Source organism: Streptomyces sp. NPDC047917 (assembly GCF_043204345.1).
GTDB classification, from domain to species: Bacteria; Actinomycetota; Actinomycetes; order Streptomycetales; family Streptomycetaceae; genus Streptomyces; species Streptomyces sanglieri.
On the sequence record NZ_JBIDCA010000010.1, the window covers coordinates 220150 to 232755 of the forward strand.

Here is a 12606-nt window from a genome sequence, read left to right on the forward strand (position 1 = left end):
CGCCGTACGACCGTTGCCGTGGTCGATCTCCGAGGGAGAGCACGTGATGTCCTCCAGCACCGAACGCCGGTCTCCCTGCGTCGTCGTCACAGGGGTCTCCGGCACCGGCAAGTCCACGGTGGCCCAACTGCTCGCGGAGCGGCTGGACATCCCCTTCACGGAGGCCGACGACTTTCACCCGCCGGCCAACATCGCCAAGATGCTGGCCGGTGTCCCGCTCGATGACACCGACCGTCAGCCCTGGTTGGAGTCCATCGGCCGCAGGCTCCACGAATGCGACGCTGCGGGCACCGGCTGCCTGGCCGCGTGCTCCGCATTGAAGAGGCGCTACCGGGACACACTGCGGGCCGCGTGCCCGGACATCTTCTTCCTGCACCTGACAGCCGACCGCGAACTGCTGGCGGAGCGGATCGGCCACCGTACCGGCCATTTCATGCCGGAGGTGCTGCTCGACTCTCAACTGGCCACGCTCGAACCGCTCGAACCGGACGAATGGGGAGCCACGCTGGACGCAGCGCCGACCCCGGACCTGACCGCCGAGGCAGCCATGGAGCTGCTGCCACGCCCTCGATGACCTGGCGCAGTCCATCGCCCCGCTCCGTGGCACCCTCGGACGAGAACGGTCCGGATCCCCTCCTCGCCGACCTCCACCACACCTGGCCCGGAGCGAATGCGGCCCTCTCGTCGAGCGTCTCCATGGGGCTGTGGCCCGGCACAGGCACCACAACAGCCCTCGCCGTCCGGCCACGAGCCCGATCGGCCGGACAGCCCGCAGAGCGGGCACGAGGGAAACGCAGGGTGTCTCACCGGCTCAACGCGAGCAGTTCATCGATCACCGGCTCCTCACCACCGTTACCGAGGTGGGCGATGGCCGCGAACGGGGCGATCACCCGACTCCAGGCATGAAGCCGGTCGCCGTCGAGCCCGCACGCCGCCGCCACGCGCGCACAGCGGGTCTCGACACCCTCCAGCCCGGCGCCGGCCACAACGTAGTCCACAGCGTCGAAGCACGGATCACCCACACATGCCTTCGGATCGATGGCCATCAGGCCCCGCTCCGCGCCACCGTCGAGCACGTTGCCCAGGTGCAGGTCACCGTGGAGCAACACGGCTGTCGCTTCCGTGTCCAGCAACCGCTCACACCGCTGTCCGGCCCTGTCCCACGCAGTGACATCGATACGTGCGCTGATCGCAGGCTCCGACAGCCGCCTGCCGACACGAGCGAAGGCCTCCTCGCACCGTTCACGCAGCACACGAGGCGGCCGGGGCGGAGGAGCGACCCCGTGCAACGCGGCGAGCAGATCCGACCACTGTCCGGGAAGCGCATCCGCAGGCATGTCCTCCGCCGGTGTGCCGGGCACGACCTCTTCCAACACCATCGCCCCCGCGTCCCCGTCGACGGCCAGCACTGCGGGCACCCGGCCCGAGGCAGCGAACCACCCCAGCATTCCGACCTGCTCGACCAGCAGGGCCCGATCCGGACTGAGCTTCAGTACGGCGGGCGTGCCGTCGGCCCATGTGCACCGCAACGCGACCGACGAAGCACCATCCGGGAGGGATTCACCGAGGGAAAGGCCCCAACGGGACGCCGACCGCGCGATCAGGTCGGGCGTGTCAGCGCACCATTCGGCAACCTGCGGACCGAATCTACGAACCAGCCGCGTGGTTACGCTGTCCACATCCACCGATAGTCGCTTCATACGGGCCAGTCTGCCCCTTCCCGGTCCCGGCCACTGAGGATTTCGGTTCGGGGGCGACGGGCCCGCCCCGGTCGTCCGGGCCCGCGCGTCCACCCACGCCCGCCGGCACTTCTGCCGGACCGGTCACCACACTCCGAGGCCTGGCCTGGCCTGGCCTGGGCAGGCCTGGCCTGGCCTGGGCAGGCCAGCGCAGGCCAGGGCAGTGTCATGGCGGAGGAACAGTGGGGCAGAGCCGCGGCGGCGCACACGCCGATGACGCGTCGACGCGGAACCAGCCCGGCGGAACACACCAGTTGGCGGGTGACCGGCACGGCACGCGACGGTGTGCGAGTGCCCCCACGGGGTGCCGGCCGCGCACCCCGCGCCACCACGTCGTCCCGCAGCTGGTGGACGCCTCGACAGGCGAGGCCCGCGCCATCGGATCGGACCGAAACGCGCGTCAACCGGACGCTCGGCCGGAGTCGGTCGTGCCGCCGTACCAGGCCGTGCGCCGTCCCCCGGGGGACGGCGCGGGCCCGGATCCGGTCCTTCGCGAGCCGGTGGAACTCAGGGACATCCTCCAGATCGACGCGATATGCTGATGCAGATTGTGCAAGCCATTTGCAAAATGAGGAGGGTCATGGCTACGCGGGCGACCGATGCCGGGACGAATCAGAGCGTCGAACGAGCGGTCTCGGTACTGCGCGCACTCGACGCCGGCCGCGCCGAACTACGCGTCTCCGACGTCGCCGAACTCACCGGACTGGGGTCTTCCACCACCTCTCGGCTCCTGTCCACCCTCGAACGGCTCGACATGGTCGAACGCGACCCGGTCAGCAACCTCTACCGCCTCAGCCTCGGGATTCTCCCGCTCGCCGCCACCGCGACCAACCGCCACCCCGTCCACCGTGCGGCCCGCATGGTCCTCCAGGACCTCGCGACCCGCACCGGGCTGGGGGCCAATGTCGCCGTCCGCCGGGACTCCGAGCTGATGTTCCTGTGCAACTTCGAGGGACACCGCGCCCCGAAGTCCTATACGCAGGCCGGGCACACGGCTCCGCTGCACGCCACCAGCATCGGCAAGTGCCTTCTCACCGGCCTCACGCCCAAAGAGCGCCGCAAGCTGCTTCCCGAGCCGCTCGCGGCGCACACCGACTACACGACCACCAGCCACGACCTCCTCGACGCCGAGATCGACACGGTCCGTCGCACCGGCTACGCGATCGAGGCCGAGGAACGTGCCCTGGGCCGTGCCTCCCTAGCCGCGCCCGTCCGGGATGCCTCGGGTGAGGTGGTCGCCGCCATCTCCCTGTGGGGCCCGGCCTCCCTCCTCGGAAACCACACCGAGACCAACGGGCAGCGGCTCGCCCTCACCCGTGAGGTCATCGAAGCCGCCGACGCCATCAGCCAGGCACTCGGCGTCCTCTGAAACACACCGCGAAGGGGCCCGGTGAAGGTCGAACAACCTTCACCGGGCCCCTTCGCCGTGCCGCTTACGCGCCGTACGCCTTGAACGCGATCACGTGTGTGCGCCGCGCGCCGTGCGTCGCGTCCACCACGAGCCGCAGCGCATCGGTGCGCAGGGGCCCGCCGTCCGCACCGTTCAGCGGGTGCACGCGGTGGCGGCGGCGGTTGCCCTCCACCGTCAGCAGCGTGCTCCAGGTGCCGTCGGTCTCGCGGCTCTGGACGCGGTAGTCGCGGACCAGTTCCGGCATGACCTCGAACGGGGTGCGGTGGCGGTGCAGGTTGTTGAGGTACTCGTCGACATCGTCGTCGAACACCACGCGGACCTCGTTGAGCTGCTGCTCCTCGTCCCAGTCCAGGCTCAGCCACTGCTCGGCCCGGTCCGGGTCGGGCAGCAGCTCGGACGACCACATCTGCGGGCCTCCGTAAGCGCGCTGGAAGCCGCCGACGGCCCGCTCGGGCAGGAACGCACCGGTGTCCGGGGCGGCGCGGAAGCCGAAGGTCTGCCGGCGCAGGCCGCGGGCCTGCCATTCCAGGACCAGCTGGCCGTCCTCCTCCGGAATGTCGTGGTCGACGGCCGCGTCCCCCTCGGCCCTGCTGCGCAGTGCGAGGACGCCGTCGGTGCGCTCGGGGACGAGGACCAGCGCGGCACCCGGGCAGGCGCGCACGATCAGGACGACGTTCTCCGGGGCGTCCGGGCGGTGGTCCAGGCGGGCCGTGACCCAGTGGGGGCCGTCGGCCGGCACGGTGACCGTGGTGGTGAGCAGATGGTCGACCGGGACCGCGTTCTCCGGGCGGCCGGTGCTCCACAGCTCCACGGTGAGTTCACTCGCCCGCTCGCCCGGGGCGCCGTGGACGAGCAGGTCGACCGTTTCCAGCGCGGGGTCCACGGGCAGCAGCAACGCGAGGTCGCGGGTGAGCGGGTACGGCTCACCGGGCGCGCTCCGCGTGGGCTCGGCGGCCAGGCGGCTCAGGTGCGAGGAGGCGCTGACGCGGGCCGTGCGCGCCAGGTTCTCGGGGTCGTCGTCGCACAGGCCGATGACCGAGGCGTCCTGCCGCAGCAGGGTGCGGCGTACCAGTTCTGGGTGCTTCGCGGCGAGTTCGCGCGGGGTGAGGCCCTCGGCGACACAGAGCGCGGCGGCCGTGCCCGCGGCCTCGCCGAGCGTGGCACAGGTGGCCATGACGCGGGTGGCGCCGAAGGCGATGTGGGTGGCGGAGATGTTGCGCCCGGCGAACAGGAGGTTCGTGACGTTCACCGAGTACAGGGAGCGCAGCGGGATGTGGAAGATGCCGTCCGCGTAGCGCTGGCGGGCACCGGGCTCGTCGGCGTACATGCCCTGCACCGGGTGGAGGTCCACGGACCAGCCACCGAAGGCGACGCGGTCGGCGAACTGTCGCTGTTCGAGGATGTCCTGCTGGGTCAGCATGTGGTCGCCGAGGAAGCGGCGGTACTCGCGCTTGCCGGGGAGGCTGCCGACCCATTCCAGGGTCAGGTTCTCGGCGTCCGGGAACTGGCCGGAGTTCTTGATGTGGTCCCAGATGCCCATGATCACGGACTGGAGCTCGTCGCGGATGCGTTCGTTGTCGTGGACGGTGTCGAGCTCGCCGCCCCACTCGATCCACCAGTAGTCGCAGCCGTTGTCACCGGTGCGCAGGACGCGGTTGCGCAGGATGGGCGTGGTGGTGAGGTCGCGGGCGCTGGCGGGCGGCACGAACTTCACCGGCCGGCCCATGTCCTTGGTGTGGAACAGGATCGTCGACCCGAGCAGCGCCTCGTCCTCCGCCTCGGGTGCCCAGGGCTCGCCGAACTCCGCACGGGCCTCGCGGCCGATGCGGTATCGGGCGCCGGCGAGGTGGCCGAGCAGGCCGTCGCCGGTGCAGTCGAGGAACTGACGCGCGTGGAAGGTGATGCGCCGCTCGGAGCCCATCATCCACCCGGTGCAGGAGCGCACCTCGCGTGCGTCGTCCGGGCCGCTCGCCTCGACCTCGCGTACATCGGTATTGAGGTACAGATCGATGTTCGGCTCGGCCCGGACGGCATCGAGGACCACCTGGTCCCAGTAGTACGGGTTGCCTTCGGGATTGCGGAACTGGTTCTCGGTGTACAGCTCGCCCATGATGCCGGTCTCCCGGGCCCAGCGGTGCACGCCGTGGGCGGTGGCGCCGCAGACCCATACCCGGACCTCGCTGCTGGCATTGCCGCCCAGGACGGGGCGGTTGTTGACCAGCGCGACACGCCGGCCGAGCCGTGCCGCGGCGATGGCCGCACAGGTCCCCGCCAGGCCGCCGCCGATGACGGCGATGTCGTAATGGACCTCTTCTTCCCGCACGGGGCGGCCTCCTTGATGTGAAGCTCGGACTCTCTCCGCCACAGCGGAGCGGCCTTGAACGTACATCACATCCATATTGTGCAACCACTGTTCAGCCAGTGGGATGTGTTGTAAGTTTCCAGCGCAGCCGACGACACCGTCGCCGCGGGCCGACGGTCCAGCTCATGACAAGTGCGGCGACTTCGCCGGTCCCGCACAGAACCGGCGATTCACTCACCGACAGGGTTGACGCCGTCGCACGATATGGAGAACGATCCCGCATGCTGCAACTTGCGTTCAATGGAGCATGCAATGGCATTCACACAGGGCCTCGGGCGAAACAGGGGACGGGACGACTCATCACTCGCGCCCGGCCGCCTCGCATCCGGCTGCCGGCGCACGGCCTTCCGTGCCACGCCCTGCAACACCGCTCCCGCCCCGTTTGAGAGGACACACCCATGAGTACGGCCGCACCTCCCCAGAAGGCCGCTCCACGCCGTGAGCGGGCCGGCGGGCGGCTCTCCAACGGCGCGTTCGCACTGCTGCTGACGGCCCCGGGGATCGCGCTGTTCGCGACGATCATCGTCTACCCGCTGGTCTCTGCGCTGTTCACCGGCTTCTTCAAGCAGGATCTGCGGCTGCCGGGCCGGGAATTCGTCGGCCTGGAGAACTTCGCCTACTGGCTGGACGGCGACTTCCTCACCATCCTCAAGCAGACGCTGGTCTTCACCGTCGGCGCGACGGTCGTGCCCTTCGTGATCGGCTTCGCGCTCGCGCTCGCGCTGAACTCGGGTCTGAAGGGCAGTGGCTTCCTGCGCGGTCTGTTCCTGTTCCCGTGGGTGATCCCCGGCGTGGTGATCTCCTTCCTGTGGATGTGGATCTTCAACGCGAACTACGGCGTACTGAACGGCATCCTCATGAAGGCCGGGATCATCGAGGAGTCCATCTCCTGGCTCGGCCAGCCCGGCACCGCCATGCTCGCCGTCATCATCACCAAGACCTGGGCGAGCTTTCCCTGGATGATGGTGATGCTGCTGGCCGGTCTGCAGACCGTTCCCAAGGAACTGCACGAGGCGGCCTCCATGGACGGGGCGGGTTCGATCCGGCGCTTCTTCGCGGTCACCTGGCCGCAGGTCCGCGGGGTCGCCTCGATCGTGCTGCTCCTGGAGTTCATCTGGAACTTCCAGCACTTCGACACCATCTACGTGCTCACCGGCGGCGGCCCGGCCGGCTCCACCGAGACCTTCGCGACCGCCGTGTACCAGACCGCCTTCAAGGGCTTCGACATCGGCCGGGCGACCGCGCTGGGCGGACTGTGGATGCTGCTCCTGCTCATCCTCGTCGCCGTGTACCTCAGGATCACCGAGCGGAAGGGCGACGCCCGATGACCTCCACGACCTCCACCCCGCTGTCGGGCACCGAGCGGCTGAGGCCGCAGGCCAAGTCTGCCGGGCGCACCTCGCGGCGCCGGATCCGCAAGGACCTGCTGCGCTCGCGGATCGCCGCCTGGACCGCCGTCCTGGTGATCGGCGCCTTCGGCATGCTGCCGATCTACTGGCTGCTGGCCACCGCCCTGAGCAGCCCCGAACAGACCTTCCAGTTCCCTCCGAAGCTCATACCCACCGAGATCACCTTCAGCAACTTCACGGCCCTCGCCGAGAACGACCAGCTGATCAAGTACCTGGTCAACTCCCTCATCGTGGCCTCGATCACCGCCGTGCTGAGCGTGGTCGTCGCCACGTACATGGGCTACTCGTTCTCCAAGTTCCGCTACCGCGGGCGTCGGTCGCTGATGCACCTGGTGCTGGCCTCCCAGATGTTCCCCCAGGCGGTCCTGCTGGTGACGCTGTACGCCGTCTTCTCCAGCTTCGGCCTGCTGAACACGTACACCGCTCTGGTGCTTTCCTTCACCACGTTCACGATGCCGCTGTGCGTCTGGATGCTGAAGGGCATCTTCGACACCATTCCGGACGCCCTGCTGGAGGCCGCTTCCATCGACGGCGCGTCCCGGTGGCGGACGCTGCACTCGATCGTCGCGCCGCTGGCCGCGCCCGGGATGATCGCCGCCGGACTGTTCGCCTTCGTCCGGGGCTGGAACGACTTCATCTTCGCGGTGACGCTGGCCGACAAGGAGAAGCAGACCCTGCCGCCCGGCCTCGTCTCCACCTACATCGGTGAGTTCCAGACCGCCTGGCCGGAGCTGATGGCCGCCTCGCTCGTCGTCTCCATCCCCGTGGTCATCGCCTTCATGTTCCTGCAGCGCTACCTCGTCGGCGGCATGACCGCCGGTTCGGTCAAGAGCTGAGTCCGCGGGATCCTCCCGCACCCTCCCCCCACACCCTTCCCTTCCGTTCACTCCCCATGGAGAGACCATGACCACCTCTGGCATCAGCCGGCGCGGCGCGCTGCGCATGTTCGGCATCGGCGCGCTCAGTGTGGCCGGAGCGGGTGCGCTGGGCGCCTGCGCACCGTCCGGCGCCAGCACCTCCTCGAACGGAGGCGACACGAAGTCCAAGGACTTCGACTTCACCTCCTGGTCGCTCAACGAGGAGGCCGCCAAGCCCTCCATCGAGAAGATCATCAAGGCCTGGGAGAAGGCAGAGGGCGCCAAGATCCGCGCGGTCTCGTACCCGTACAACGAGTACCTGAGCCAGCTCACCCTGAAGCTCGGCGGTGGGGAGACGACCGGCGCGGTGCACCTCGACATCGCGTGGCTCGCCGCGATCGCGCAGATGGGCAAGCTCGCCGAACTCGACTCCGCGGCCATGAAGGGGGGATACACGAATGTGGCGCTGGAGAGCGGCATGTACGACGGCAAGCAGTACGGTCTGCCGTGGAACACCGGCTCGATCGGCGTGATCGCCAACTCCAAGCTCCTGGAGAAGGCGGGCATCAAGAAGCACCCCACCACCATCGAGGAGTTCGAGGGCGCGCTGCGGGAGCTGAAGGGGCTCGGCAACGGCATCGTGCCGTATGCCGCGGCCACGAAGGTCGCGCAGCTCAAGGACATCTTCCCGTGGATGCAGACCTTCGGCTGCACGCTCATGGACGGTGACGAGGTGACCATCGGCGACGACGCCTCCATCGACGCGGTCACCTGGTACAAGAAGCTGCACGACGAGAAGCTGATCGCCTCGGACGTGGACCGGTTCGACGCGCGCGCCCTGTTCGGGCAGGGCAAGGCCGCCTTCTACGACGACGCCATCATCGGCAAGGGCGTGACCTCGGCGCAGTCCAAGGACAAGACGCTGGCCGACGCGATGCAGCCGATGAAGCGTCCGGTGCTGAAGGCCGGCGACACACCGCAGGCGCTGCTGTGGGGCGGCGTGATCGCGATCGTCAAGGGCAAGGGGCAGGACGCGGCGACACAGTTCGCGCTGCACACCACTTCCGACCGCGCCACCACCACCGAGTACTTCGCCTCCCGCGCCCTGCCGCCGTCCACCACGGTGGGCCTGTCCGACCCGAAGGTCGCCCAGGACACCTTCACCACCGAGTGGACCGAGAAGATCACCGACACGGCGACCGGCAGCCCGTTCTGGCAGTTCGCACAGAACGCCCAGATCGAGGAGGCCGTGGCCAAGCAGGTCCAGGCGGTCCTGGTCGGCAAGTCGAAGCCGAAGGACGCGATGAAGAAGGCCAAGGAGGACGTCTCCGCCCTCATCCGGCGCTGATCGGACGCGGCGCTCAGGGCCCGGTGAAGGTCGAAACGGCCATCACCGGGCCCTTCGTCATGCCGCACACACCTTCCCTATGGCGTATTCAATTTCCGCATTGTGCAACCTCTATTCATGATCTGGGAACTGCTGTAAATTCCGGGCGCAGTGGAGGGTGTTCCGACCTGCCGGAACACCCCGTTCGCCTCACCGCCACATGCCACACCCCCACGAAGGAGTTCACCTTGCGACGTCCCACGGCACGCGCGTACGCGGCCTCAGCCGCGTCCCTGGCCGCCCTGCTCGCGCTCGTCCCGGCCGCCGCCCGGGCCGACGACACGGACCGCACCGCCACCGCGGCCACTGCGGCAGTCGCGGCGACGGCGATCGAGAAGGTCCCGTACGCCATGGACTCGTCGAACCAGGCCGCCTGGTGGACGCCGGTCGCCACGTACAAGGGGCGCGGTCAGTACACGTACTTCGCCTTCAACGAGCCGGGCTCGACGGCCGCCACGCACCGTCCCGCCATCGCGCGGCGTGACCCGGACGGGGTGTGGAGCCGTCTGCCGCTCCTCGACAAGAGCGGACAGCAGGCCGAGTTCCCCGACGACAACGGTCACAACCAGTCGTCCGTCGCGCGCGACGGCAGCGGCCGTCTGCATGTGTTCGCCTCCATGCACACCGACTCCTGGCGCTACTTCCGCACCGATGCCCCCGGCGGGGACGTCACGGATCACGCGTCCGAACTGCCCGACCAGGGCGTGGGCATCACCTACCCGGTCGTGACCACCGCGCCCAACGGCGACCTGTACCTGACCGTCCGCACCGGTTCCGGCGCCGACCAGCGCCCCGGCAAGCTGTACCGCTGGGACAACGCCGCCGCGCGCTGGAGCGTGGTCGCCACCTTCGCCGGCGCGCTGAACCGCGCCGTGTACCCCGACGACCTGATGGTGGACGCCGCCGGGCGCGTGCACATCCTGTACGAGTGGTCCAAGGCCCCGTCGAGCGCGTTCCGGCATCAGCTCTCCTACCTGCGCTACGACCCGTCGACCGGTGCCTTCGCGGACAGCACGGGCGCGGCCGTCACCACCCCGGTGACGCCCGCCACCTCCGACGTGATCCAGGACCTCACCGCGGACGAGGTGTGGAGCAGCGACAACACCTACACGGGTCCGGCGGTGCAGAGTGCCAAGCTCACCCTCGACGGCTCCACCCCCAAGGTCGCCTACCGGTACCGTTCGGCCGACAGCGGCGGCAACTTCCGTGTGTACTACGCGTACCCGAGCGGCAGCGACTGGGTCCGCAAGACCGTCTACTCCGGTGGCCAGACCGCCGCGGCGATCGGCATCACCTGGGACGAGACGGACACCAAGCGGATCTACTACGTCACGAGCTCCGGCACCGACCGCGTCTTCGCCGCGACGCAGACGGCCGACGGGACCTGGACCGCGGAGTCCGCGGCACCGGGCGTGAGCGCGGACCGGCTCGCGGTCCGGCGGGACTCGGACGGCAATGACGTGCTGTACCTGCCGGACACGGCGCACAACTCCCTCTACTACGGACTTCGTTGAGGCCCTGAACCGGGGGCGGGGCCAACGGTGGGGCAGGGCGGCGGGGCGCCGCCCGGCAGCAGGCCGTCCCGTCCCGCCGCCCCGTGACCACGATCCGGCGGCAGCGACGGTGGCTGCTGCCGCAGCCCCCGGTCGCCGTGGTCACGACTGCCGCGGTGATGACCGTTCCGAAACGCCGACCGCCGCCCCTCCCGGCCGAGGCCCCGCTCGCCACCGGCGAGCGGGGCCTTCCGCCCGTCGTCGTTGTCACCCCAGGTCACTTCAGTGTCCCCACCGCCCGGCTCCCGTACCGGACGACCGGGATGCCGCGGATCGATCCGGCTCCTCCCCTTACGGCCGTGCAGCTGAACGGCGTCAGGGGCACGGCCGTCGGGCCGGTGCGGGGCCCCCATCCGGGGCGCCCCGTTGCTTCATGTGCACTGGATCCGCAGGCCGGTCTGTGAGGTGTGTATGCGGCACATGAACAGATACAAGGTTCCGACGTCACCCCACATCGCGTCGGTGAGCTCGCTCGGTGAAATCTGCAGCAGCAGCTCCATGGGCAGGGCGCATTGTGTGCAGACCGGCGTCGCGTCCGCGCCGTTCGCCCAGTGCGGGTATCCGCCCAGCGCCACCGCCACATTGCGCAGGTGCGGCGCGCGGGCACGCCCCTGAGTCAGACCGAGCGCGGCGCGATCGACGATGTGCCAGTTCGCCCATGCCTCGGGCGAGCCGCTGTCGCCCGGTACAAGGTCCCAGAGCTCAGGGCAGTGCAGACACAGTCCCACCGCGTCGGGCAGCGACTTCTCCAGGCGTGGCACTGCGTAGCACTCCTCGAAGTCGGGCTCGGTGCCATGAACGAGAACTCTGGGGCGCCGCAGTGCGGTGTAGGAGCGTACGAGCCATCCGCCCTGTTCACGTTTCCGCCCCCAGGGGTGGCACTTCCAGCAGTAGAAGAACGTGAAGAACGAGATGGGGAGCCTGTCGTGCAGGCCGTCGCGCGAGTGGTCGACCTGCGCGACGAACGTGAGGTCGTCGGCACAGCCGTCGCACAGCGGCCAGGTCTCGCCCTCCTCCGCGGTCGGGAACCCGCCGAACCGCGTGGTGACCAACTCCCGAGTCACAGGGGGCCGCGCAGGCACGGGCGGGGGAGCGTCGTGCCGTCGGCGGCGTTCACGCGCGCCTGTCCCGGGCGGGCTCGGGACCGGCTCAAGTACGGTGCGTGTCCGCATCAGCGGCCGCAACAACTGCACGATGTGTTCCTCTTGAAGTGCGGGCACGCACGCATCGTATGTGGCGGACCAGCAGCCGCACGACTGGCTCCGCCGGTGAGTGCGGAGGCCGGTGGTCTGTCAGTTCCGACTCCAACGGTCCTCACCGGGAAGCCGTGGCAGTGCTCGCGAGGGCTCCACGGGTGCTGCGTAGGATCATGGCGAAGTCGGAGAAGAGGGAGGCCGGATGGCTCGGCGGAGCAAGAACGGCAGGGACGGCAGCCGGCAGGACGACCGCGGCGACGCGTGTGCCGACAGCTGCTTCTGGAGCCGTACGTGCTGCCCCGACATGTGGTTCGTGGCCCTCCTCCCGGTCGTCCTGCCGCCCAGGGCAGCCGGGCCCTTGAGACCCGCCGGCGATGATCCGGCGGCGCCCTGCCCGGGCGGCCGGGCGGCGGGAGCGCTGTACGAGGTCGTCCGGCACTACCGGACGAAGGCCGGTCCGCTGCTGCCCGCGTGCTGTCCGTACACGCCGAGCTGTTCCACGTACGCGGTCAAGGCGCTGCACCGGCACGGTGCCCTGCGTGGTGGCCGGCTGGTTCTGGGACGTCTTCTGCGGTGCCGGCCGGGAGCTGCCCGGCGGCGGGGGTTCCACGACCCGGTGCCCGGCTGACGGGCCACGGCGTGCTTCTCCGCGACCTGACCGGCGCGGAGGCCGACTTCCTCCGCCGCGGCCC

At 69.6% G+C, this 12606-nt stretch carries 10 protein-coding genes; 7 read left to right on the forward strand and 3 right to left on the reverse strand.

Going from position 1 to position 12606, the window contains the following annotated elements:
- Window positions 1-46 precede the first annotated feature (46 nt).
- Complete coding sequence (locus ACGF8B_RS24940; RefSeq protein ID WP_392742497.1) at window positions 47-574, forward strand: gluconokinase; 528 nt, start codon at window positions 47-49, stop codon at window positions 572-574.
- A gap of 229 nt (window positions 575-803) precedes the next feature.
- Here the strand turns inward: ACGF8B_RS24940 and ACGF8B_RS24945 are convergent, their stop codons facing one another.
- Window positions 804-1700: an aminoglycoside phosphotransferase family protein gene (locus ACGF8B_RS24945; RefSeq protein WP_392742500.1), complete on the reverse strand. Its 897-nt coding sequence runs from the start codon at window positions 1698-1700 to the stop codon at window positions 804-806.
- Between the two features lie 619 nt (window positions 1701-2319).
- On the opposite strand from ACGF8B_RS24945, the gene ACGF8B_RS24950 reads away from it, so the two are divergent.
- Entirely contained in the window at window positions 2320-3108 is a 789-nt protein-coding gene (locus tag ACGF8B_RS24950) for an IclR family transcriptional regulator (RefSeq protein ID WP_392742503.1), read from the forward strand.
- Window positions 3109-3172: 64 nt separating this feature from the next.
- On the opposite strand, the gene ACGF8B_RS24955 is transcribed toward ACGF8B_RS24950, so the two are convergent.
- Window positions 3173-5473, reverse strand: a complete 2301-nt coding sequence (locus ACGF8B_RS24955) for an FAD-dependent oxidoreductase (protein WP_392742506.1) — start codon at window positions 5471-5473, stop codon at window positions 3173-3175.
- Window positions 5474-5910: 437 nt separating this feature from the next.
- On the opposite strand from ACGF8B_RS24955, the gene ACGF8B_RS24960 reads away from it, so the two are divergent.
- The 4 genes from ACGF8B_RS24960 to ACGF8B_RS24975 all read left to right on the forward strand — a co-directional run bounded on the left by ACGF8B_RS24960 (window position 5911) and on the right by ACGF8B_RS24975 (window position 10679).
- Window positions 5911-6840 (forward strand): sugar ABC transporter permease, encoded by a 930-nt coding sequence (locus ACGF8B_RS24960; RefSeq protein WP_342280977.1) that lies wholly within the window; start codon window positions 5911-5913, stop codon window positions 6838-6840.
- A complete protein-coding gene (locus ACGF8B_RS24965; protein ID WP_392742509.1) occupies window positions 6837-7757 on the forward strand; it encodes a carbohydrate ABC transporter permease in 921 nt (306 codons plus the stop codon). The genes ACGF8B_RS24960 and ACGF8B_RS24965 overlap by 4 nt, the downstream gene beginning before the upstream one ends.
- Before the next feature lie 67 nt (window positions 7758-7824).
- Window positions 7825-9126, forward strand: coding sequence for an extracellular solute-binding protein (locus ACGF8B_RS24970; RefSeq protein WP_392742511.1), 1302 nt, complete (start codon window positions 7825-7827; stop codon window positions 9124-9126).
- Between the two features lie 227 nt (window positions 9127-9353).
- On the forward strand, window positions 9354-10679 hold the full coding sequence (locus tag ACGF8B_RS24975; RefSeq protein ID WP_392742514.1) for a BNR-4 repeat-containing protein: 1326 nt from the start codon (window positions 9354-9356) through the stop codon (window positions 10677-10679).
- Window positions 10680-11089: 410 nt separating this feature from the next.
- On the opposite strand, the gene ACGF8B_RS24980 is transcribed toward ACGF8B_RS24975, so the two are convergent.
- A complete protein-coding gene (locus ACGF8B_RS24980) occupies window positions 11090-11770 on the reverse strand; it encodes a DUF1963 domain-containing protein (RefSeq protein ID WP_392742516.1) in 681 nt (226 codons plus the stop codon).
- Between the two features lie 346 nt (window positions 11771-12116).
- Here ACGF8B_RS24980 and yidD point away from each other — a divergent pair, with 346 nt between their 5' ends.
- Window positions 12117-12542 (forward strand): membrane protein insertion efficiency factor YidD, encoded by a 426-nt coding sequence (gene yidD / locus ACGF8B_RS24985; protein ID WP_392742518.1) that lies wholly within the window; start codon window positions 12117-12119, stop codon window positions 12540-12542.
- The last annotated feature ends 64 nt before the right edge of the window (window positions 12543-12606 follow it).

What these genes read in the sequence shown, in the direction of transcription:
- ACGF8B_RS24940 (WP_392742497.1), top strand. Translation starts at nt 47, where the DNA reads ATGTCCTCCAGCACCGAACGCCGGTCTCCCTGCGTCGTCGTCACAGGG.
- ACGF8B_RS24945 (WP_392742500.1), bottom strand. Translation starts at nt 1,700, where the DNA reads ATGAAGCGACTATCGGTGGATGTGGACAGCGTAACCACGCGGCTGGTT.
- ACGF8B_RS24950 (WP_392742503.1), top strand. Translation starts at nt 2,320, where the DNA reads ATGGCTACGCGGGCGACCGATGCCGGGACGAATCAGAGCGTCGAACGA.
- ACGF8B_RS24960 (WP_342280977.1), top strand. Translation starts at nt 5,911, where the DNA reads ATGAGTACGGCCGCACCTCCCCAGAAGGCCGCTCCACGCCGTGAGCGG.
- ACGF8B_RS24965 (WP_392742509.1), top strand. Translation starts at nt 6,837, where the DNA reads ATGACCTCCACGACCTCCACCCCGCTGTCGGGCACCGAGCGGCTGAGG.
- ACGF8B_RS24970 (WP_392742511.1), top strand. Translation starts at nt 7,825, where the DNA reads ATGACCACCTCTGGCATCAGCCGGCGCGGCGCGCTGCGCATGTTCGGC.
- yidD (WP_392742518.1), top strand. Translation starts at nt 12,117, where the DNA reads ATGGCTCGGCGGAGCAAGAACGGCAGGGACGGCAGCCGGCAGGACGAC.